The organism is Scandinavium sp. NPDC088450 (assembly GCF_044900545.1).
Taxonomy (GTDB): Bacteria; Pseudomonadota; Gammaproteobacteria; order Enterobacterales; family Enterobacteriaceae; genus Scandinavium.
Genome location: NZ_JBJDNI010000030.1, coordinates 1 through 22,241, shown reverse-complemented (window position 1 = coordinate 22,241; position 22,241 = coordinate 1). Strand labels below are relative to the sequence as shown.

At 53.0% G+C, this 22,241-nt stretch carries 23 protein-coding genes; 15 read left to right on the top strand and 8 right to left on the bottom strand.

What is annotated here, in order from left to right; all coding sequences use genetic code 11:
* Positions 1-95 precede the first annotated feature (95 nt).
* The 11 genes from skp to tilS all read left to right on the top strand — a co-directional run bounded on the left by skp (position 96) and on the right by tilS (position 13,174).
* Positions 96-590: a molecular chaperone Skp gene (gene skp, locus ACI2I2_RS20980; RefSeq protein ID WP_404659742.1), complete on the top strand. Its 495-nt coding sequence runs from the start codon at positions 96-98 to the stop codon at positions 588-590.
* 3 nt (positions 591-593) lie between these two features.
* Positions 594-1,619, top strand: a complete 1,026-nt coding sequence (gene lpxD, locus ACI2I2_RS20975) for a UDP-3-O-(3-hydroxymyristoyl)glucosamine N-acyltransferase (protein WP_404659741.1) — start codon at positions 594-596, stop codon at positions 1,617-1,619.
* 102 nt (positions 1,620-1,721) lie between these two features.
* Positions 1,722-2,177, top strand: a complete 456-nt coding sequence (fabZ, locus tag ACI2I2_RS20970; RefSeq protein ID WP_007373234.1) for a 3-hydroxyacyl-ACP dehydratase FabZ — start codon at positions 1,722-1,724, stop codon at positions 2,175-2,177.
* A gap of 3 nt (positions 2,178-2,180) precedes the next feature.
* Entirely contained in the window at positions 2,181-2,969 is a 789-nt protein-coding gene (lpxA, locus tag ACI2I2_RS20965; protein ID WP_404659740.1) for an acyl-ACP--UDP-N-acetylglucosamine O-acyltransferase, read from the top strand.
* On the top strand, positions 2,969-4,114 hold the full coding sequence (gene lpxB / locus ACI2I2_RS20960; protein ID WP_404659739.1) for a lipid-A-disaccharide synthase: 1,146 nt from the start codon (positions 2,969-2,971) through the stop codon (positions 4,112-4,114). Before lpxA ends, lpxB begins: the two co-directional genes overlap by 1 nt.
* Positions 4,111-4,710 carry a ribonuclease HII gene (rnhB, locus tag ACI2I2_RS20955; protein ID WP_404659738.1) on the top strand — a complete coding sequence of 200 codons (600 nt, stop codon included), beginning with the start codon at positions 4,111-4,113 and terminating at the stop codon, positions 4,708-4,710. Before lpxB ends, rnhB begins: the two co-directional genes overlap by 4 nt.
* A 22-nt stretch (positions 4,711-4,732) precedes the next feature.
* Positions 4,733-8,215, top strand: coding sequence for a DNA polymerase III subunit alpha (gene dnaE / locus ACI2I2_RS20950; RefSeq protein WP_330984869.1), 3,483 nt, complete (start codon positions 4,733-4,735; stop codon positions 8,213-8,215).
* Positions 8,216-8,227: 12 nt separating this feature from the next.
* Positions 8,228-9,187: an acetyl-CoA carboxylase carboxyl transferase subunit alpha gene (gene accA, locus ACI2I2_RS20945; RefSeq protein WP_330984870.1), complete on the top strand. Its 960-nt coding sequence runs from the start codon at positions 8,228-8,230 to the stop codon at positions 9,185-9,187.
* Positions 9,188-9,290: 103 nt separating this feature from the next.
* On the top strand, positions 9,291-11,429 hold the full coding sequence (locus ACI2I2_RS20940) for a lysine decarboxylase LdcC (RefSeq protein WP_404659737.1): 2,139 nt from the start codon (positions 9,291-9,293) through the stop codon (positions 11,427-11,429).
* Positions 11,430-11,490: 61 nt separating this feature from the next.
* Positions 11,491-11,880: a VOC family protein gene (locus ACI2I2_RS20935; protein WP_404659736.1), complete on the top strand. Its 390-nt coding sequence runs from the start codon at positions 11,491-11,493 to the stop codon at positions 11,878-11,880.
* A 1-nt stretch (position 11,881) separates the two neighbouring features.
* Positions 11,882-13,174, top strand: coding sequence for a tRNA lysidine(34) synthetase TilS (tilS, locus tag ACI2I2_RS20930; protein ID WP_404659735.1), 1,293 nt, complete (start codon positions 11,882-11,884; stop codon positions 13,172-13,174).
* Between the two features lie 15 nt (positions 13,175-13,189).
* Here tilS and rof read toward each other — a convergent pair whose 3' ends face one another.
* Positions 13,190-13,450 carry a Rho-binding antiterminator gene (gene rof / locus ACI2I2_RS20925; protein WP_330984874.1) on the bottom strand — a complete coding sequence of 87 codons (261 nt, stop codon included), beginning with the start codon at positions 13,448-13,450 and terminating at the stop codon, positions 13,190-13,192.
* The gene (locus tag ACI2I2_RS20920) at positions 13,437-13,637 is read right to left on the bottom strand and encodes a YaeP family protein (RefSeq protein WP_329699855.1); all 201 of its coding nucleotides are present in this window, start codon (positions 13,635-13,637) and stop codon (positions 13,437-13,439) included. The genes rof and ACI2I2_RS20920 overlap by 14 nt, the downstream gene beginning before the upstream one ends.
* A 195-nt stretch (positions 13,638-13,832) precedes the next feature.
* Here ACI2I2_RS20920 and ACI2I2_RS20915 point away from each other — a divergent pair, with 195 nt between their 5' ends.
* Genes ACI2I2_RS20915 through nlpE form a run of 3 tightly spaced genes read left to right on the top strand, consistent with a single transcriptional unit; the run spans position 13,833 to position 15,527 of the window.
* Complete coding sequence (locus ACI2I2_RS20915) at positions 13,833-14,378, top strand: YaeQ family protein (protein ID WP_404659734.1); 546 nt, start codon at positions 13,833-13,835, stop codon at positions 14,376-14,378.
* Complete coding sequence (gene arfB / locus ACI2I2_RS20910) at positions 14,375-14,797, top strand: alternative ribosome rescue aminoacyl-tRNA hydrolase ArfB (protein ID WP_404659733.1); 423 nt, start codon at positions 14,375-14,377, stop codon at positions 14,795-14,797. Before ACI2I2_RS20915 ends, arfB begins: the two co-directional genes overlap by 4 nt.
* Before the next feature lie 31 nt (positions 14,798-14,828).
* Complete coding sequence (nlpE, locus tag ACI2I2_RS20905; protein ID WP_404659732.1) at positions 14,829-15,527, top strand: envelope stress response activation lipoprotein NlpE; 699 nt, start codon at positions 14,829-14,831, stop codon at positions 15,525-15,527.
* A gap of 54 nt (positions 15,528-15,581) precedes the next feature.
* Here the strand turns inward: nlpE and proS are convergent, their stop codons facing one another.
* The 6 genes from proS to metN form a co-directional block, all read right to left on the bottom strand.
* Positions 15,582-17,300: a proline--tRNA ligase gene (gene proS, locus ACI2I2_RS20900; protein WP_404659731.1), complete on the bottom strand. Its 1,719-nt coding sequence runs from the start codon at positions 17,298-17,300 to the stop codon at positions 15,582-15,584.
* A 112-nt stretch (positions 17,301-17,412) separates the two neighbouring features.
* Positions 17,413-18,120 (bottom strand): tRNA (N6-threonylcarbamoyladenosine(37)-N6)-methyltransferase TrmO, encoded by a 708-nt coding sequence (gene tsaA, locus ACI2I2_RS20895; protein WP_330984879.1) that lies wholly within the window; start codon positions 18,118-18,120, stop codon positions 17,413-17,415.
* Positions 18,117-18,521 carry an Rcs stress response system protein RcsF gene (gene rcsF, locus ACI2I2_RS20890; protein ID WP_404659730.1) on the bottom strand — a complete coding sequence of 135 codons (405 nt, stop codon included), beginning with the start codon at positions 18,519-18,521 and terminating at the stop codon, positions 18,117-18,119. The genes tsaA and rcsF overlap by 4 nt, the downstream gene beginning before the upstream one ends.
* 110 nt (positions 18,522-18,631) lie before the next feature.
* Entirely contained in the window at positions 18,632-19,447 is an 816-nt protein-coding gene (metQ, locus tag ACI2I2_RS20885; protein ID WP_404659729.1) for a methionine ABC transporter substrate-binding lipoprotein MetQ, read from the bottom strand.
* A gap of 42 nt (positions 19,448-19,489) precedes the next feature.
* Positions 19,490-20,143 carry a methionine ABC transporter permease MetI gene (locus ACI2I2_RS20880; protein ID WP_330984882.1) on the bottom strand — a complete coding sequence of 218 codons (654 nt, stop codon included), beginning with the start codon at positions 20,141-20,143 and terminating at the stop codon, positions 19,490-19,492.
* Positions 20,136-21,167 carry a methionine ABC transporter ATP-binding protein MetN gene (metN, locus tag ACI2I2_RS20875; RefSeq protein ID WP_404659727.1) on the bottom strand — a complete coding sequence of 344 codons (1,032 nt, stop codon included), beginning with the start codon at positions 21,165-21,167 and terminating at the stop codon, positions 20,136-20,138. Before metN ends, ACI2I2_RS20880 begins: the two co-directional genes overlap by 8 nt.
* Before the next feature lie 190 nt (positions 21,168-21,357).
* On the opposite strand from metN, the gene gmhB reads away from it, so the two are divergent.
* Complete coding sequence (gene gmhB / locus ACI2I2_RS20870; protein WP_404659726.1) at positions 21,358-21,924, top strand: D-glycero-beta-D-manno-heptose 1,7-bisphosphate 7-phosphatase; 567 nt, start codon at positions 21,358-21,360, stop codon at positions 21,922-21,924.
* The last annotated feature ends 317 nt before the right edge of the window (positions 21,925-22,241 follow it).

Genomic DNA, 22,241 nt, shown 5'->3' with positions numbered 1-22,241 from the left:
GTGTAGCGATGACATCTGACAATCACTCGCGTGGTTGCATGACTTCGCAAAGAACGGTGCCTTCGGGCACTCATGGGATGGTAAGGAGTTTTATTGTGAAAAAGTGGTTATTAGCTGCAGGTCTGGGTCTGGCAATGGTTACCTCTGCACAGGCTGCAGATAAAATTGCGATCGTGAACATGGGTAGCCTGTTCCAGCAGGTTGCACAGAAAACCGGTGTTTCTGCGAAGCTGGAAGGTGAGTTTAAAGGCCGTGCAAGCGAACTGCAGAGCCAGGAATCCGATCTGCAGAGCAAAATGCAGCGTCTGCAGCGCGATGGTTCTACCATGAAAGCGAGCGATCGTAGCAAAGCAGAAAAAGACATCATGACTCAGCGCCAGGCTTTCTCTCAGAAAGCTCAGCAGTTTGAGCAGGATCGTGCACGTCGTTCTAACGAAGAGCGCGGCAAACTGGTTACCCGTATCCAGGCAGCAGTGAAGAAAGTGGCTGACGATCAGAGCATTGACCTGGTTGTTGACGCAAATACCGTTGCTTACAACAGCAGTGATATCAAAGACATCACCGCTGATGTGCTGAAACAGGTTAAATAAGTAATGCCTTCAATTCGACTGGCTGATTTAGCTCAGCAGTTGGATGCAGAATTACACGGTGATGGCGATATCGTCATCACCGCTGTTGCGTCCATGCAATCTGCTAAAACAGGCCATATCACGTTCATGGTCAATCCTAAGTACCGTGAACACCTGGCCGCATGCCAGGCTTCTGCTGTGGTGATGACAGCAGAGGACTTACCGTTTGCCAAAAGCGCTGCACTGGTAGTGAAGAATCCCTACCTGACTTATGCACGCATGGCCCAAATTCTGGATACCACGCCGCAACCGGCGCAGGATATCGCCCCCAGCGCAGTGGTCGATGCCACCGCAAAACTGGGGCAAAACGTCTCAATTGGTGCTAATGCCGTTATCGAATCCGGCGTCGTGCTGGGTGATAACGTGCGTATTGGCGCCGGGTGCTTCGTGGGTAAAGACACGAAAATTGGTGCGGGCACACGCCTGTGGGCGAATGTCTCTGTGTACCATGAGATTGAGATCGGCGAAAATTGCCTGATCCAGTCGAGCACGGTTATTGGTTCTGACGGTTTTGGCTATGCCAACGATCGCGGGAACTGGGTGAAGATCCCACAGCTTGGTCGCGTGATTATTGGCGATCGCGTTGAGATCGGCGCCTGTACAACCATCGATCGCGGGGCGCTAGACGACACCCAGATCGGCAATGGTGTGATCATTGATAATCAGTGCCAGATTGCGCACAACGTGATCATCGGTGACAATACTGCTGTTGCCGGAGGGGTGATCATGGCGGGCAGCCTGAAGATCGGCCGTTATTGCATGATCGGTGGCGCCAGCGTTATCAATGGCCACATGGAAATCTGCGATAAAGTGACAGTGACCGGCATGGGCATGGTCATGCGTCCTATCACGGAACCTGGCGTTTATTCCTCAGGCATTCCGCTGCAGCCGAACAAGGCATGGCGTAAAACTGCTGCGCTGGTGATGAACATTGATGACATGAGCAAGCGTCTTAAAGCGCTTGAACGCAAAAACAGTCAACAAGACTAACGTCACACCTTAAGCGCCAAACTTCCCGGCCTGTCTGATTTCTTATAATCTGGCAGGCCGTGTTATTATTGCATTTCAGTATATTTAGACAGGAAGAGTATTTTGACTACTGACACTCATACTCTGCACATTGAAGAGATTCTGGAACTTCTGCCACACCGTTACCCGTTCTTACTGGTCGATCGCGTGCTGGACTTTGAAGAAGGTCGTTTTCTGCGCGCAGTTAAAAATGTCTCCGTAAACGAGCCGTTCTTTCAGGGACATTTTCCGGGCAAGCCGATTTTTCCAGGCGTGCTGATTCTGGAAGCCATGGCTCAGGCCACCGGCATTCTGGCATTTAAGAGCGTGGGTAAACTGGAACCGGGCGAACTGTATTACTTCGCGGGTATCGACGAAGCGCGCTTTAAGCGTCCTGTCGTGCCTGGCGATCAGATGATCATGGAAGTGACCTTTGAGAAAACTCGCCGTGGCCTGACCCGCTTCAAAGGCGTGGCGCTGGTTGACGGTAAAGTGGTTTGCGAAGCGACGATGATGTGTGCGCGTAGCCGGGAGGCCTGATACGTGATTGATAAAACTGCCTTTATCCATCCTACTGCCATTGTGGAAGACGGTGCCGTTATCGGTGCTAATGCTCACATTGGCCCGTTTTGTATTGTGGGACCTAACGTCACGATTGGCGAAGGGACCGTACTGAAGTCTCATGTGGTGGTGAATGGTCATACGACCATCGGCCGTGACAATGAAATTTATCAGTTTGCTTCCATCGGGGAAGTTAACCAGGATCTCAAATACGCTGGCGAACCGACTCGTGTGGAGATTGGCGATCGCAACCGCATCCGCGAAAGCGTCACCATTCATCGCGGCACAGTACAGGGCGGTGGATTGACGAAGGTAGGCAGCGATAACCTGCTGATGATCAACGCCCACGTGGCGCATGATTGCACAGTCGGTAACCGCTGCATCCTCGCCAATAACGCAACGCTGGCGGGTCACGTCTCTCTGGACGACTTTGTGATTGTCGGTGGCATGACCGCTGTCCATCAGTTCTGCATCATTGGTGCACACGTGATGGTAGGCGGCTGTTCCGGCGTTGCACAAGATGTTCCTCCTTACGTCATCGCTCAGGGTAACCACGCCACGCCTTACGGTGTTAACATCGAAGGGTTGAAGCGCCGCGGATTCACCAGAGAAGCGATTATTGCGATTCGCAATGCGTATAAACTGTTGTACCGCAGCGGTAAAACGCTGGAAGAAGCTAAACCGGAAATTGCTGCACTTGCAGAGCAACATCCTGAAGTGAAAGCGTTCTATGACTTCTTCGAACGCTCTACGCGTGGTCTGATTCGTTAATGGCTGAACGTCCGCTAACGATTGCCCTGGTCGCCGGAGAAACCTCCGGCGATATTCTTGGTGCAGGCCTCATTCGCGCCCTGAAAGCCCGCATTCCCAACGCTCGTTTCGTCGGGGTTGCCGGGCCGCGTATGCAAGCTGAAGGCTGTGAAGCCTGGTACGAAATGGAAGAGCTGGCGGTGATGGGCATTGTCGAAGTGCTCGGTCGTTTGCGCCGTCTTCTGCATATCCGCGCAGACCTAACTCGCCGTTTTACCGAACTCAAGCCGGACGTTTTCGTCGGCATTGATGCGCCTGATTTCAACATTACCCTTGAAGGGAATCTGAAAAAACAGGGGATCAAAACCATTCATTACGTCAGCCCGTCCGTCTGGGCCTGGCGCCAAAAACGTGTTTTCAAAATTGGCAGAGCCACCGATCTGGTGCTCGCGTTTCTGCCTTTCGAAAAAGCGTTTTATGACCGATTCAATGTTCCTTGCCGCTTCATTGGGCACACCATGGCAGACGCCATGCCGCTGGACCCCGATAAAAACGCCGCACGAGACACGCTGGGCATTGCCCATGACGTTCACTGCCTCGCATTACTGCCAGGAAGTCGTGGCGCAGAAGTGGAAATGCTCAGTGCAGATTTCCTGAAAACGGCGCAATTGTTGCGAAACCACTACCCCGATCTGGAAGTGGTGGTTCCTCTGGTGAACGCCAAACGTCGTGAACAGTTTGAGCGTATTAAAGCGGAAGTCGCGCCGGACTTACGTGTCCATATGCTGGATGGCATGGGCCGTGAAGCGATGATCGCCAGTGATGCGGCGCTGTTAGCCTCAGGCACGGCTGCACTCGAATGTATGCTGGCGAAGTGCCCGATGGTTGTGGGATATCGCATGAAGCCGTTCACTTTCTGGCTGGCGAAGCGTCTGGTGAAAACCGACTATGTTTCGCTGCCGAATTTGCTGGCGGGCCGGGAACTGGTTAAAGAACTTTTGCAGGATGAGTGTCAACCGCAGCAGCTTGCCGAAGCGTTGTTGCCGCTGCTGGCCGATGGCAAAACCAGCCACGCTATGCATGACACCTTCCGCGAACTGCACCAGCTGATTCGCTGTAATGCCGATGAGCAGGCAGCCGACGCGGTGCTGGAGTTGGCACAATGACAGACGTATTTATCTATCCGCATACCCATCTGGTTGCGGGTGTTGACGAAGTTGGACGCGGCCCTTTGGTCGGCGCGGTGGTGACTGCTGCGGTGATCCTCGATCCTGCGCGCCCCATTGTGGGTCTGAATGACTCCAAAAAACTGAGTGAAAAACGCCGACTGGCGCTGTTCGACGAGATCAAGGAAAAGGCGCTGAGCTGGAGTCTGGGCCGCGCTGAACCGCATGAAATCGACGAACTGAATATTCTGCACGCCACCATGCTGGCGATGCAACGTGCGGTAGCCGGCCTGCATATTCAGCCTGAATATGTCCTGATCGACGGTAATCGTTGCCCGGCTCTGCCAATGCCTTCCATGGCTGTCGTGAAAGGCGACAGCCGTGTAGCCGAAATCAGCGCTGCCTCCATTCTGGCGAAAGTGTCTCGCGATGCGGAAATGGCGGCACTGGACCAAACTTTCCCTGAGTATGGCTTTGCTCAACATAAGGGATATCCAACGGCTTTCCATCTGGAAAAGCTGGCTCTGCATGGCGCCACCGAACATCACCGGCGCAGTTTCGGGCCTGTTAAACGCGCTCTGGGCAGTGTTGCCTGATTAAGTAAAGCGGGATCTGAAGATGGCTGAACCACGTTTCGTACACCTGCGGGTGCATAGCGACTACTCCATGATTGATGGGCTGGCGAAGACCGGGCCGCTGGTGAAAAAGGCGGCCGCGCTCGGCATGCCTGCACTGGCGATCACCGATTTCACCAACCTCTGCGGTCTGGTGAAGTTTTACGGTGCGGGGCATGGCGCGGGTCTTAAGCCGATTATTGGCGCGGATTTCCACGTTCAGAGTGAGTTGCTGCCCGATGAGCTAACTCAGTTGACGGTGCTTGCCGCCAACAATGAAGGCTACCAGAATCTTACGTTGCTGATTTCTCGCGCCTATCAGCGTGGTTATGGAGCGCAAGGGCCTTACATTGACCGAGACTGGCTGGTTGAGCTGAAAGAGGGGCTGATCCTTCTGTCTGGCGCGAAGATGGGCGATGTGGGCAGGGCTTTGCTGCGCGGCAATCAGGCACTGGTTGAGCAGTGTGTCGCATTTTATGAAGAACATTTCCCGGATCGTTATTTCCTTGAACTGATCCGTACCGGGCGTGTGGATGAAGAGTCTTATCTGCATGCGGCGGTGAAACTGGCCGAAGCGCGCAGTCTGCCCGTGGTGGCGACCAATGACGTGCGCTTTATCGATGCCGGTGATTTTGACGCCCATGAAATTCGCGTTGCGATTCATGACGGCTTCACCCTTGACGATCCAAAACGCCCGCGCAACTACTCGTCACAGCAGTACATGCGTACTGAAGAAGAGATGTGCGAGCTGTTTTCCGATATCCCGGAAGCGCTGGCGAACACGGTTGAGATAGCCAAGCGCTGTAACGTCACCGTGCGCCTGGGTGAATACTTCCTGCCGCAGTTCCCGACGGGTGACATGACCACCGAAGATTTCCTGGTTGTGAAGTCGAAAGAAGGCCTGGAAGAGCGTCTTGAGTTCCTGTTCCCTGACCCTGCCGTACGCGCTGAAAAACGCCCTGAATATGACGAGCGTCTGGACATCGAACTGCAGGTTATCAACCAGATGGGGTTCCCGGGTTACTTCCTCATCGTGATGGAATTTATCCAGTGGTCGAAAGATAACGGTGTGCCGGTAGGCCCTGGCCGTGGTTCGGGTGCGGGCTCATTGGTAGCTTATGCGCTGAAAATCACCGATCTCGATCCGCTGGAATTCGACCTGCTGTTCGAACGTTTCCTTAACCCGGAACGTGTCTCGATGCCCGACTTCGACGTCGACTTCTGCATGGAGAAACGCGATCAGGTTATTGAGCACGTCGCGGATATGTACGGGCGAGAAGCGGTATCGCAGATCATCACCTTCGGGACCATGGCGGCGAAAGCGGTTATCCGCGACGTAGGCCGCGTGCTGGGCCATCCCTACGGTTTTGTGGATCGTATTTCCAAGCTGGTGCCGCCCGATCCGGGCATGACGCTGGCCAAAGCGTTTGAAGCTGAACCGCAGTTGCCGGAAATTTACGAGGCTGACGAGGAAGTTAAAGCGCTTATTGATATGGCGCGTAAGCTTGAAGGCGTCACCCGTAACGCCGGTAAGCACGCCGGTGGCGTGGTTATCGCCCCAACCAAAATCACCGATTTCGCACCGTTGTACTGCGATGAGTCCGGTAACCATCCGGTCACTCAGTTTGATAAGAACGATGTGGAATACGCCGGGCTGGTGAAGTTTGACTTCCTCGGTCTGCGAACGCTCACCATTATCGACTGGGCGTTGAAAATGATTAACCCTCGTCGGGCAAAACAGGGGCTGGAGCCGATTGATATCGCTGCCATCCCGCTCGACGACAAGAAAAGCTTCGACATGCTGCAGCGCTCGGAAACCACCGCGGTCTTCCAGCTTGAATCCCGCGGCATGAAAGATCTGATTAAGCGTCTGCAGCCTGACTGCTTCGAAGATATGATCGCCCTCGTGGCCCTGTTCCGCCCGGGCCCTCTGCAATCGGGGATGGTAGATAACTTTATTGACCGTAAGCATGGTCGCGAAGAGATCTCCTATCCGGATGTGCAATGGCAGCACGAAAGCCTGAAACCTGTGCTGGAGCCGACCTACGGCATTATCCTGTATCAGGAACAGGTCATGCAGATTGCTCAGGTGCTTTCTGGTTATACCCTTGGCGGCGCGGATATGTTGCGTCGTGCAATGGGTAAGAAAAAACCGGAAGAGATGGCCAAGCAGCGCGGCACCTTCGAAGAGGGCGCGATCCAGAACGGCGTCGACGGCGAGCTGTCGATGAAAATCTTCGACCTCGTTGAGAAATTCGCTGGTTACGGTTTCAACAAATCCCACTCCGCGGCTTATGCGTTAGTTTCTTACCAGACGCTGTGGCTGAAAGCCCACTATCCGGCCGAGTTTATGGCAGCGGTAATGACCGCGGATATGGATAACACTGAGAAGGTCGTTGGCCTGGTGGATGAATGCTGGCGCATGGGGCTCAAAATCCTGCCGCCGGATATTAACTCCGGGCTGTATCATTTCCACGTCAACGATGACGGCGAGATTGTTTACGGCATCGGCGCAATCAAGGGCGTGGGTGAAGGCCCGATTGAAGCTATTCTGGAAGCGCGTAACAACGGCGGTTACTTCCGCGAGCTATTTGACCTCTGTGCACGCACCGATATCAAGAAACTGAACAAACGCGTGCTCGAGAAGCTGATTATGTCCGGCGCTTTTGACCGTCTTGGTCCGCATCGCGCCGCATTGATGAATTCGCTTCCTGATGCGCTCAAAGCCGCCGATCAACATGCGAAAGCCGAGGCGATTGGCCAGGCTGACATGTTTGGCGTTTTGGCAGAAGAACCCGAACAAGTAGAACAGTCTTACGCCAACTGCATGCCATGGCCAGAGCCAGTGGTACTGGAAGGCGAGCGTGAAACATTGGGTCTGTACCTCACCGGTCACCCGATTACGCAGTATTTAAAAGAGATTGAGCGTTACGCTGGCGGCGTAAGGCTTAAAGATATGCATCCGACCGATCGTGGTAAAATGACCATGGCGGCGGGGCTTGTTATTGCCGCAAGGGTTATGGTCACCAAGCGCGGCAATCGCATCGGCATCTGTACGCTGGATGACCGTTCCGGGCGTCTGGAGGTGATGTTATTCACCGACGCACTGGATAAATACCAGCAATTGCTGGAAAAAGACCGCATACTTATCGTCAGCGGACAGGTCAGCTTTGATGACTTCAGCGGGGGTCTTAAAATGATGGCCCGTGAAGTGATGGATATTGACGAAGCCCGGGAAAAATATGCTCGCGGGCTTGCTATCTCGCTGACGGACAGGCAAATTGATGACCAGCTTTTAAACCGTCTCCGTCAGTCTCTGGAACCCCACCGTTCGGGAACCATTCCAGTACATCTCTACTATCAGAGGGCGGATGCACGCGCGCGGTTGCGTTTTGGCGCGACCTGGCGTGTTTCTCCGAGCGATCGTTTGTTGAACGATTTGCGTGGCCTCATTGGGTCGGAGCAGGTGGAACTGGAGTTTGACTAATACAGGAATACTATGAGTCTGAATTTCCTTGATTTCGAACAGCCGATTGCAGAGCTGGAAGCGAAAATCGATTCTCTGACGTCTGTTGGCCGTCAGGATGAAAAACTGGATATTAACATCGATGAAGAAGTGCATCGTCTGCGTGAAAAAAGCGTAGAACTGACGCGCAAAATCTTCGCCGATCTCGGTGCATGGCAAGTTGCTCAGTTGGCTCGCCATCCGCAGCGCCCATACACCCTGGATTATCTGCGTCTGGCGTTTGACGAATTTGATGAACTGGCAGGCGACCGCGCCTACGCTGACGACAAAGCGATCGTCGGCGGTATTGCGCGTCTGGATGGGCGTCCGGTGATGATCATTGGTCATCAGAAAGGCCGTGAAACCAAAGAGAAGATTCGCCGTAATTTCGGCATGCCAGCCCCTGAAGGCTATCGCAAAGCGCTGCGCCTGATGGAAATGGCAGAACGCTTCAACATGCCGATCATCACCTTCATCGACACCCCAGGTGCATACCCAGGTGTTGGCGCGGAAGAGCGTGGTCAGTCTGAAGCGATTGCCCGCAACCTGCGTGAAATGTCTCGCCTGAAGGTGCCAGTTATCTGCACCGTAATCGGTGAAGGTGGTTCCGGTGGCGCACTGGCGATTGGCGTGGGTGATAAAGTGAATATGCTGCAGTACAGCACCTATTCCGTTATCTCTCCGGAAGGCTGTGCTTCCATTCTGTGGAAAAGCGCCGACAAAGCGCCACTGGCTGCAGAAGCGATGGGGATCATTGCCCCACGCCTGAAAGAGCTGAAGCTTATCGATACCGTAATCCCGGAACCCCTGGGTGGCGCGCACCGTAAGCCAGAAGTGATGGCGCAAACGCTGAAAGCGCAACTGCTTGCAGACCTCGCGGATCTCGACGTGCTGAGCAAAGAAGACCTGCTCAACCGCCGTTATCAGCGTCTGATGAGCTACGGTTACGCGTAAGCGTAAAGAGTGCTCCGAAAAAGCCACACAATCGTGTGGCTTTTTTTATCTCTGCAATTCAGCTGCGCTATGATTAGCTAAGGTTTTTTTCCAGGAGGAACGCGTGAATATTATCGCTATCATGGGGCCACACGGGGTCTATCACAAAGATCAGCCGATTCAGGAGCTGGAAGCCGCGCTGGCTCAGCAAGGATTCAAAACCATCTGGCCGCAAAACAGCGCGGATCTGATTAAGTTTGTTGAACAGAATCCACGGATCTGCGGCGTGATTTTCGACTGGGATGAATACGGCGTAGAGCTGTGTGGCGACATCAACCAGCTCAATGAATATCTACCGCTGTATGCCTTTATCAATACCCATTCGACGCTCGACGTCAGCGTTCACGATATGCGCATGGCGCTGTGGTTCTTTGAATATGCGCTCGGCGCAGCAGAAGACATCGCCACGCGTATAGGTCAGTACACCAAAGAGTATCTCGATAATATCACGCCGCCCTTTACCCGAGCGCTGTTCAACTACGTGAAAGAGGGAAAATACACCTTCTGTACACCAGGGCACATGGCCGGTACTGCTTATCAAAAAAGCCCGGTAGGCTGTTTGTTCTATGACTTCTTTGGCGGAAACACGTTAAAAGCCGATGTGTCTATTTCGGTGACGGAATTGGGTTCACTGCTCGATCACACCGGACCCCATCTGGAAGCCGAAGAGTATATCGCGCGGACCTTTGGCGCTGAGCAGAGTTACATGGTGACTAACGGCACGTCGACGTCGAATAAAATCGTCGGGATGTATGCCGCACCGGCTGGCAGCACGCTACTCATCGACCGCAACTGCCATAAATCATTAGCCCATCTCCTGATGATGACTGACGTAGTGCCGTTGTGGCTCAAACCGACACGTAATGCGCTAGGGATTTTGGGCGGCATACCGCGCCGGGAATTCACGCGGGACACGATTACACAGAAAGTGAAAGCTGCTCCTGGTGCGCAATGGCCGGTGCATGCGGTTATCACTAACTCGACCTACGACGGTTTGCTCTACAACACCACCTGGATTAAAGAGACGCTGGATGTGCCGTCGATCCACTTTGATTCTGCCTGGGTGCCTTACACCCATTTCCATCCGATTTATCAGGGTAAAAGTGGGATGAGCGGCGATCGCGTGCCGGGCAAAGTCATCTACGAAACGCAATCCACTCACAAAATGCTGGCGGCGCTGTCGCAGGCTTCACTTATTCACATCAAAGGCGATTACGACGAAGACACGTTTAACGAAGCCTTTATGATGCATACCTCGACTTCGCCGAGTTATCCGATTGTCGCCTCGATTGAAACGGCGGCGGCGATGTTGCGTGGGAATCCAGGTAAGCGGCTGATCAATCGTTCTGTTGAACGAGCGCTACATTTCCGCAAAGAAGTGCAGCGTTTACGTGAGGAATCGGAAGGGTGGTTCTTCGATATCTGGCAGCCTGAGCAGGTGGATGAAGCTGAGTGCTGGCCGGTGGCACCGGGCGAAGACTGGCACGGTTTTGCAGATGCCGATGCCGACCATATGTTCCTGGACCCGGTAAAAGTAACTATCCTGACGCCGGGTATGGATGAACAGGGTACGATGAGCGAAGAGGGTATCCCCGCCGCGCTGGTTGCGAAATTCCTTGATGAACGTGGTGTGGTGGTCGAAAAAACGGGGCCGTACAACCTGCTGTTCCTGTTCAGCATAGGGATCGACAAAACGCGCGCCATGGGTCTGCTGCGTGGGCTAACCGAGTTCAAACGGGCTTACGATCTGAATTTACGTGTCAAAAACATGCTTCCCGATCTGTATGCTGAAGATCCGGACTTCTACCGTAATATGCGCATTCAGGATCTGGCGCAGGGGATCCACAAGCTTATTCGCCAGCATCAACTTTCGCACCTGATGTTACGCGCGTTTGATGTGTTGCCTGAAATGAAAATGACGCCACATCAGGCGTGGCAGCGGCAGATCAAAGGCGAAGTCGAAACAATAGAGATTGAGCGACTGGTGGGTCGAGTCTCAGCCAATATGATCCTGCCTTATCCACCGGGCGTGCCGCTGCTGATGCCGGGTGAAATGATCACCGAGGAGAGTCGGTCAGTGCTGGATTTCCTGCTGATGCTCTGTTCTATTGGGCGGCATTATCCGGGCTTTGAAACTGACATTCACGGTGCAAAACGCGATGAAGATGGCGTCTACCGGGTACGAGTCTTAAAAGAGGCCTGAGGACTTGCGCCAGTCGGCCTGGCGCGGGTAACGTGCTGCGGACACATTTTAAGGAGCAGACATGCTGGGTTTAAAACAGATTCACCATATTGCCATCATCGCCAGTAACTACGCCGTGAGTAAGGCGTTTTATTGCGACATCCTGGGCTTTACGCTGCAAAGCGAGTTCTATCGCGAAGAGCGGGATTCGTGGAAAGGCGATTTGGCCCTCAATGGGCACTATACCATTGAGCTGTTCTCCTTCCCGTTCCCGCCAGCACGCCCGTCACGCCCGGAATCCTGCGGTCTGCGCCATCTTGCCTTTAGCGTTGATGATCTTGATGCTTCTGTGGCGCATCTCGAAAGCCATGGCGTGAAGTGCGAAGCGATTCGGATTGACCCTTTCACCGACCGCCGCTTCACGTTTTTCAACGATCCGGACGGGTTACCGTTGGAGTTGTATCAGCAATAATATGAGCCTGAATTTTGTCGCCAGTGCATTGGGTGCCCACTCGCACGTTCTGGTCGCCTTCAGTGGTGGTCTTGATTCTACGGTGCTTTTGCATCAATTAACCCACTGGCGAGAGCAGACACCAGGTGCGACATTGCGCGCAGTGCATATTCATCACGGATTAAGCGTCAATGCCGACGGTTGGGTTGAACACTGCCAGCTAGTTTGTGCGCAATGGCAGGTTCCGCTGGAAGTCGTCCGTGTCACGCTGGCGCAGAAAGGACTGGGCATTGAAGCTCAGGCCCGTGAGGCGCGTTACGAAGCCATTCGCCAGACATTGCAGCAAGGTGAAGTTCTGGTCACCGCTCAGCATCTTGACGACCAGTGCGAAACGCTGCTGTTGGCGCTTAAGCGTGGCAGCGGCCCAGCAGGGCTGTCGGCGATGGCGGCAGAGTCAGATTTTTACGGCACAAAGCTTATTCGTCCTTTGCTGGCAGAAAGCCGTGAAGTACTTGAGCAGTGGGCGAGAGAGCATCACCTGAGCTGGATTGAAGATGAAAGCAATCAGGATGATGACTACGACCGCAATTTTTTGCGGCTGCGTGTACTGCCCTTGCTGAATGAACGCTGGTCGCATTTCTCTCAGGCGGTTTCCCGGAGCGCGCAGCTTTGCGGCGAGCAGGAGCAACTTCTGGATGAACTGCTGGCAGAAGAATTGAGCTCACTGTGCGGTAAAGAAGGGCAGCTAGCGATAGAGCCAATGCTGTCGATGAGTGCGGTTCGCCGTGGCGCATTACTGCGACGCTGGCTGGCTCAACACCAGGCTGCCATGCCGTCCCGAGAAATGCTTGAGCGTTTGTGGCGTGAAGTGGCGCTCGCTCGTGAAGACGCGAATCCTCAGGTGAGGTTGGGTGACTACACTGTTCGGCGTTATCAGCAACAGCTTTGGTGGGTGCCCGTTGCAACGCCAGCTCCACAGGAATGGCCCGATATCACGCAACCGCTGCGCTTATCAGGGGATGAGGAACTGAGTTTGATTAACGGGCAAGATATCCGCAAACCTGCGCCGGGTGAACGTGCCAGCGTGCGTTATACCGCTGGTGGTACATTGCACATCGTGGGGCGAAATGGTGGACGCAAGCTGAAGAAAATCTGGCAGGAACTGGGCGTAGCGCCATGGCTGCGAGAAACCACGCCGCTGCTGTTTTATGGTGAAACCTTGATTGCGGCGGCGGGGTATTTTGTCACTCTGGAAGGAAGATGCCCTGAAGGGCAAGCAGGATTGCAGATTGTGAGGCAGAGAAAAGGGCAGTGAAACTGCCCTTAAACGTTACTCTTCGCTTACCACCACAGTCCCAATTTCGGGGTGGCTAAAGCTCGCAATTTTGTCGAGTCGCAGTTCGCGTTGATCGCCCGAAACCTCGACGACCAGATACTCGACATTTTTACGTGAGACTAAGTCACTGGCTTTCGCCTTCAGTACTTCGCCGTCTTTCAGCTCCAGCGTTAACACAAGATGGTGCTGGCAGGCGAGTTCAAGATTGTCATAGTCATCACAATTGATGGGTTGATAAGACTCATTCGTTGACATAATCGCTCACCAGTAAGTTTGCCGCCGCATAGGCCGCTTTTTCCCTGACCGACTCTGAAATCGCGTCATCCGCCGCCACTTCATTCAATACTTTTAGCACACAACCCAGTGCATCCGGAACGTATCCTAAGTCTCCACTGGCTATTTCCGCATACCGCTTGCGTATTAACTCACAATATTTTTCCACATGCCCTCCTGTCAGCGTTCTGACTCAACTGTGGGATGCAAGTTTAAGCCTACGAAGATAAACTCTGTTTAGCAAGGTGACTATACCATACTCATTTAAGCAATATCAGCAGGATGAGCCTTCTGACAGTGAATTGGCGACAGCCTTTTAGCGCTGATTTCGGTACAATGACCGCCAATTTTCAGGAGTGAAATCATGGCGCTGAAAGCGACAATTTATAAAGCGGCAGTGAATGTTGCCGATCTCGACCGAAACCAGTTCCTCGATGCAAACCTGACGCTGGCCCGCCATCCTTCGGAAACGGAAGAGCGGTTAATGCTACGTCTGCTGGCATGGATCATGTATGCCGATGACCGTTTGCAGTTTACCCGTGGGTTGAGCGCCGATGATGAGCCGGAAGTCTGGCTGCTCAACGATCATCTGGGCGTGGATCTGTGGATTGAACTCGGGTTACCGGACGAACGCCGAGTGAAGAAAGCCTGTTCGCGTTCACAACAGGTCGCCTTATTCGCCTATAACAGCCGGGCGGCAGAAATCTGGTGGCAGCAAAATCAGGGCCCGTTATCCGGTTTCAGTAATTTGACCATCTGGTATTTTGACGACGCAACCCTGGCACAGTTGACCGCCTTCGCCGCCCGTAATATGACCCTGCAGGCCACGCTGCAAGAGGGGACGCTCTGGCTATCCGATTCTCAGAATAATCTGGAAATCGTCCCTGTTAACTGGAAACAGGTGCAATGATTGTTATCTCTCGGCAAGTAGTGATTGCCGATGAAGAGGTCGAGATCAGCGCGATTCGAGCGCAGGGCGCGGGTGGCCAGCACGTGAACAAAGCCTCTACGGCGATTCATCTGCGTTTTGACATCCGGGCCTCAAGCCTGCCAGAGTATTATAAAGAGCGTATGCTTGCCGGCAGCCACCATTTAATGACCGCCGAGGGTGTGATCATTATTAAAGCGCAGGAATACCGTAGTCAGGAAATGAATCGTGAAGCGGCGATAGCCCGTCTCGTTTCTGTTATTCAAACGCTTACGGCGGAGCAAAAGCAACGCCGGGCGACGCGGCCAACCCGGGCTTCAAAAGAGCGCCGACTGGCGGCAAAAACGCAAAAATCCTCAGTCAAAGCGATGCGGGGGAGAGTAAAACACTCCGGTGACTGAGCAAAAGTATTTACAGCATAAGGACATTAAGGTGAAGAAAGTACTGGTCGCCCTGGCGGCAATGGGCATTCTTTTTGCGTTACCGGGGTGTAATAACCGTTCCGATGAACAAACGTTGAAGCCTGGAGCGGAAGAGTCTTTGCAGCCGATGCAGCAAAGCTGGCGCGGGGTTTTACCTTGCGCGGACTGCGAAGGCATCGAGACTTCCTTGTTCCTCGCTAAAGACGGAACCTGGGTAATGAATGAACGTTATCAGGGCGTGGCACGTGAGCCTTCTTCGTTTGGTTCTTACGGCACTTGGGCCAGAACAGCAGAAAAGCTGGTACTGACCGACAGCAAAGGCGAGAAGTCCTACTACCGCGCGAAAGGCGATAAGCTGGAAATGCTGGACAGAGAAGGCAATCCGATTGTCTCATCGCTGAACTACACGCTGGAGCCTGTTAAATCGAGTCTGCCCGTAACTCCGATGGCGATGCGCGGCATGTACATCTACATGGCGGACGCGGCTACCTTCACCGATTGTGCAACGGGTAAACGTGTTGCCGTAGCGAACAATGCGCAACTGGAACGTGATTATGCCGCTGCACGTGGCAGTGAGACCAAACCAGTATTGTTGACAGTAGAAGGGCATTTCACGCTGGAGCCAAACCCAGACACCGGCGAGCAAGTGAAAACGTTGAAGACAGATAAAGACGCGAAATTCATACCAGGAAAAGAGTGCGGTAACTGATTTACCCACTCTCTGAACAGAAAAAAGGCCTCGCACTGCGAGGCCTTTGTTTTTTTAGCCTTTGATGGCTTTAACCAGGAAGTCGAGAATTTCCCCGGTTTTGATCAACTGCTTGTCACCGTTGCGACGGTATTTGTATTCGATATCGTCGCTGTCGAGGTTACGATCGCCAATCACCACGGTATGTGGAATACCGATCAGTTCCATATCAGCAAACATCACGCCTGGACGCTCTTTACGATCATCCATCAGCACTTCGATGCCCTGCGCACGCAGTTCCGCATACAGTTTTTCTGCCAGTTCCTGCACACGGTAAGATTTGTGCATGTTCATTGGCAGGATGGCTACCTGGAACGGCGCAATGTTGTCAGGCCAGACGATGCCACGCTCGTCATGATTCTGCTCAATGGCAGCAGCGACAACGCGAGTGACCCCGATACCGTAGCAACCCATCGTCAGCGTCTGGTTACGACCATCTTCACCCTGCACAGCCGCTTTCATGGCTTCAGAGTATTTGGTGCCGAGCTGGAAGATATGGCCCACTTCGATACCGCGTTTGATAAGCAGAGTACCTTTACCGTCCGGGCTTGGGTCGCCAGCCACCACGTTACGGATATCGGCCACTTCTGGCGTCGCTGCGTCACGATCCCAGTTGATGCCAAAGTAGTGTTTACCGTCTATGTTTGCGCCAGCAGCAAAATCGCTCATTGCGGCTACAGTACGGTCAATCACCACTGGAATTGGCATGTTCACTGGGCCAAGAGAACCTGGGCCCGCATTGACGATAGCGCGAATTTCAGCTTCGGTGGCGAAGGTCAGCGGGCTGGCTACCTGTGGCAGTTTCTCCGCTTTGACTTCGTTCAGCTCGTGGTCGCCACGAACCAGCAGGGCAACCAGCGGGTAAGCGCTATCTTCAACTGCTTTAACCAACAGCGTTTTGACCGTTTTCTCAACCGGCAGATTGAACTGCTCAATCAGCTCTGCGATGGTTTTCGCATTCGGCGTGTCGACCAGCGTCATTTCCTGAGTGGCAGCCGCGCGAGGCTCTTTCGGCGCGAGTGCTTCAGCAAACTCAATGTTTGCGGCGAAGTCAGAGGAATCAGAGAAGATAACATCATCTTCACCGCTGGACGCCAGCACCTGGAATTCATGAGAGGCGCTACCGCCGATGGAACCGGTGTCCGCCTGAACTGCACGGAAATCCAGACCCATGCGGCTGAAGATTTTGCTGTATGCGGTATACATCGCATCATACGTTTCCTGCAGGGATTCCTGAGACGTATGGAAAGAGTAAGCATCTTTCATGATGAATTCGCGGGAACGCATCACGCCAAAGCGCGGACGAACTTCATCACGGAACTTAGTCTGGATCTGATAGAAGTTCAGCGGCAGCTGTTTGTAAGAGCTGAGCTCATTACGAATGAGATCGGTAATGACTTCTTCATGCGTTGGGCCGAGAACAAATGGACGATCGCCACGGTCTGCAATGCGCAGCAGTTCCGGGCCGTACTGTTCCCAGCGACCGCTCTCCTGCCACAGCTCGGAAGGCTGCACCACAGGCATTAACACCTCGATGGCACCGGCGTTGTCCATCTCTTCACGCACGATGTTTTCGACTTTTTTCAGGACGCGCATGCCGGTCGGCAGCCAGGAGTACAACCCGGAAGCGAGCTTGCGAATCATCCCGGCGCGCAGCATCAGCTGGTGGCTGATAACCTCGGCGTCGGCAGGTGTCTCCTTCAGAGTGGAGAGCAAGTATTGACTAGTACGCATGTTATTACGGTTCCATTTGAACGATCGGAACAGGCAGGTAGCCCTGCCTGATACAAAAAAAGTGGTTTAGTTTATCAGCCTGGCAGAGATGCCAAAAGAGAGGAGGAGAAAATTAGCGAGCTTCCAGGGCAAAGACTTCGAACCCGCTCTCTGTGACGCGCCAGCGCACGTTAAAATCATGTAACCAGACGGCGTAGGTTTTCCCTGTTTCTTCCCCTTTGCGATAGGCCGGACGTGGGTCCTGGGCCAGCACATCCTGAATAAAGGCCCGAAGATGCGGGTAACGTTTTTCAAGTTGTGGAAAGAGGATTTCAAGCTCGGCGGTGAAGCTGACATCAACCGCAGCGACAGGTGCCTGTTGTGCGTAGCTTGCCTGGGCATCAGGTAACGCTTCAGCGAAAGGCAGATAAGGTTTGATATCCACCACCGGTGTACCGTCGACCAAATCCAGACTCCCCAATTGCAAAATGACCTGATCTTTCTGGCAGCGAATGTCTTTCAACTCGACCAGCGACATGCCAATGGGATTGGGGCGAAACGTGGATCGCGTGGCAAACACGCCCATCCGGGCATTTCCACCCAGGCGAGGAGGGCGCACGGTTGGGCGCCAGCCACCTTCCATCGTCTGATGAAAGACAAATAAAACCCAAAGGTGGCTGAACTCTTCCAGACCACGTACAGCATCAGCCTGGTTGTAGGGAGCAATCAGATGGAGCTCGCCGTTGCCATGTTGCACCAGCCCTGGCTGGCGCGGTACGGCAAATTTCTCTTTATACGGCGAGCGGATAACGCCTATCTGCTCAAAGGAAAAACCACTCATTGCGCCGAAACGTTGAGGGCGGAACCAAGGCAAACGGCCTGGCGGTAGCAACCTGGTGTGCCGCTGGTCACTTCACAGCTGTGCAGCAGGACAGCATTAGCCTTCATTTTGGCAGCATTAATTTGCAGACGTTTACGTGCCGTAGGGATGTTTGGTGGGGAATCCTGGTTTGAGGCCTGGCAGGACTCGCCACTGACTTCACCGAGATCGCGGAACGGTTTACCGACCAAATCTTCTGCGTTAGTGATAATTCTTACGGGAGCCGGACGCGTCGCTTTCGGTTTAGCCGGTTCAGTTTTCGCAGGTGTTACGGTGCTTTGTACGGGTTCGACAGGGGATCTGCTAAACATGGAGCAACCGCTCAGAATGAGCGCCAGAAAACAGATCGGTAAAGCACGCATAATTATTCCTCAATACTGTATTAAACCGGGGGAGCCATTGAATCAGTTGACCACACAAATAACAAGACGGGCATTAAGCCCGTCCTGAATGATATTACTTTGTGAAAAGATTACCAGCCTTTAACCGCGCCACCGTTGAAGATCTTGTTAGCAGCTTCATAGACTTCGTCTGACTGATAAGCTTCAACGAATTTCTTCACGTTTTCCGCGTCTTTGTTATCTTCGCGGCTCACGATCAGGTTAACGTAAGGGGAATCTTTGTCTTCAACAAAGATGCCGTCTTTCGCTGGAGTCAGGCCAATCTGGCTTGCGTAGGTGGTGTTGATAACGGCCAGAGCAATCTGCGCATCGTCCAGAGAACGTGGCAGCTGTGGGGCTTCCAGTTCAACAATTTTCAGGTTTTTCGGGTTCTCGGTCACATCAAGAACGGTTGGCAGCAGGCCAACGCCATCTTTCAGTTTAATCAGGCCCACTTTCTGCAGCAGCAGCAGGGAACGGCCGAGGTTGGTCGGGTCGTTAGGAACAGCAACCTGAGAGCCCGGCTGCAGCTCGTCCAGAGATTTGATTTTCTTGGAGTAACCCGCGATTGGGTAAACGAAGGTGTTACCGACCGGAACCAGCTTGTAGCCGCGATCTTTAATCTGCTGATCCAGATAAGGTTTGTGCTGGAAGGCGTTAGCATCGATATCGCCTTTGCTCAGCGCTTCGTTCGGCAGTACGTAGTCGTTGAAGGTCACCAGCTCAACGTCCAGACCATATTTCTCTTTTGCGACTTTCTGAGCGACTTCAGCAACCTGCTGTTCAGCCCCCACGATGACGCCGACTTTAATGTGGTTCGGGTCTTTTTCATCCTGACCGCAACCCACCAGTGCCAGAGAACCAATCAGGGCACCCACTGCCGCAAAGGTTTTAAACTTGAACGCCATTTTGTTTCCTTAAACTCTTAGAGTTGTATGTTGTGTGTAACGTTACTTGTGAGTGACAGCCCGGACGATGCGATCGCCGGAGAATTGAATGAGATAAACCAGAACCACCAACAATACCAGCACGGTATTCATCACTGTGGCGTTATAGCCAATGTAGCCATACTGATAGCCAATCTGACCCAGACCACCGGCACCTACCGCTCCGCCCATTGCAGAATAACCGACAAGAGTAATCAGAGTGATGGTGGCGGCGTTAACCAGACCAGGAAGCGCTTCAGGCAGCAGGACTTTACGAACAATCTGCATCACTGTTGCCCCCATGGCGCGTGAGGCTTCAATCAGACCGGTTGGGATTTCCAGCAGAGCATTTTCCACCATACGAGCGATAAACGGTGCTGCGCCCACAGTCAGAGGCACAATCGCTGCCTGCAGACCAATAGAAGTACCAACAATCACGCGAGTGAACGGAATCATCCACACCAGCAAAATAATGAAAGGAATGGAACGGAAAATGTTAACCAGCGCGGAGAGCGTGCGGTACAGCTTCACGTTTTCCGCAATCTGACCCGGACGAGTAACATAAAGAAGCACGCCCACCGGCAGGCCGAGAACGAAACCAAAGAAACCGGAAACGAAGGTCATCGCCAATGTTTCCCAGACGCCGCGCGCCAGCAACCACATCATCGGCTCAGACATAACCCAGTACCTCTACTTTCACATGGTGTTCCTGCAACCAGCTAATTGCCGCTTGCGTATCTTGTTGTGTGCCGTGCATTTCAGTCAGCATGATGCCGAACTTCACGCCGCCGGCGTAATCCATCTGCGCGCTAATAATGTTGTTGTTCACATTGAAGCGACGCGCCGTTTCGGAGAGCAGTGGCGCATCAACGGACTGACCGGTGAACTCCATGCGAAGCATCGGTACGCTGTCAGCCTGCTGTTCAGGCTTCATACGTGCCAGATAATCTTCAGGAATATCCAGATGCAATGTGGATTGAATGAACTGTTGAGCCAGCGGTGTCTTCGGATGAGAAAACACTTCACTCACTGTGTCTTGCTCAATCAACTGGCCGTTGCTGATCACAGCAACACAATCACAGATGCGTTTAACCACATCCATTTCATGAGTGATAAGCAGAATGGTCAGGCCGAGACGACGGTTAATGTCTTTCAGTAATTCCAGAATCGAGCGAGTCGTTGCCGGGTCCAGCGCGCTGGTGGCTTCATCACACAACAGCACTTTTGGATTGCTTGCCAGCGCACGGGCGATGGCCACACGCTGTTTCTGGCCGCCTGACAGGTTCGCCGGGTAGCTATCGTGCTTATCCGCAAGCCCAACCAGCTCCAGCAGTTCGGTCACACGACGCTTAATTTCATCTTTTGGTGTGTTATCCAACTCTAGCGGCAGAGACACATTGCCAAACACGGTACGTGAAGCCAGCAGGTTGAAGTGCTGGAAGATCATGCCAATCTGACGACGGGCTTTCGTTAACTGTGATTCAGAAAGGGCGGTCAGGTCCTGACCGTCAACCAGAACGCTTCCCTGGGTTGGGCGCTCAAGTAAATTGACGCAACGAATCAGGGTGCTCTTACCTGCACCTGATGCACCGATAACGCCATAAATTTGTCCGGCAGGAACATGCAGGCTGACATCATTCAGTGCCTGAATCGTTCTGTGGCCCTGCTGGAACACTTTGGTGATATTCGAAAGTTTTATCATTAGCTATTTATTATCGTATGGAGTTTTGCCGTGGCATTTTCTGCTGTCGCAGTGGTGCGATGACCGTTAATGAAATGGATGTTAAGGCATCCAGACGTCTAAATCAATCAGAGGCCGACGATAATGAGCACTTTCTTGCCGCAGGAAACATGAGATACTAAGCGGACATGCCTTATTCAGGAGTAAACCGGTGGCTAAAACCGTTCCCGCTATTTTTCTCGACCGTGATGGCACCCTTAATGTTGATCATGGTTATGTGCACGAAATTGACGAATTTGAATTTATTGATGGCGTGATTGATGCCATGCGCGAACTGAAAGAGATGGGCTATGCGCTGGTGGTGGTGACCAACCAGTCCGGCATTGCTCGCGGCAAGTTTACTGAAGCGCAGTTTGAAACATTGACCGAATGGATGGACTGGTCGCTGGCCGATCGTGGCGTGGATCTCGACGGTATCTATTACTGTCCTCACCACCCACAAGGCACAGTAGAAGAATTCCGCCAGGTTTGTGACTGCCGTAAACCGCATCCGGGCATGCTTATCTCTGCTCGTGACTTCCTACATATAGATATGGCTGCTTCCTTTATGGTTGGCGATAAAGTTGAAGATATGCAGGCAGCCGCCGCCGCGGGCGTTGGTACTAAAGTGCTGGTACGTACCGGCAAGCCAGTAACGGAAGAAGCCGAAAAAGCAGCAGATTGGGTGATTGATAGCCTGTCAGGCCTGCCAGCAGCCATCAAAAAGCAGAATAAATAAGCGTTAAGGCGAAAAGATGAGCGGTTGAAATAAAAATGCATTTTTCCGCTTGTCATTCCTCGGCAGCTCCCTATAATGCGCCTCCATCGACACGGCAGATGTGAATCACTTCACACAAACAGCCGGTTCGGTTGAAGAGAAAAAATCCTGAAATTGAGGGTTGACTCTGAAAGAGGAAAGCGTAATATACGCCACCTCGCGACAGAGCGCTAAAGCGCGTCGCAACTGCTCTTTAACAATTTATCAGACAATCTGTGTGGGCACTCAAAGTGACATGGATTCTTAATGTCCTCGGACACTAAATGAATACCAAGTCT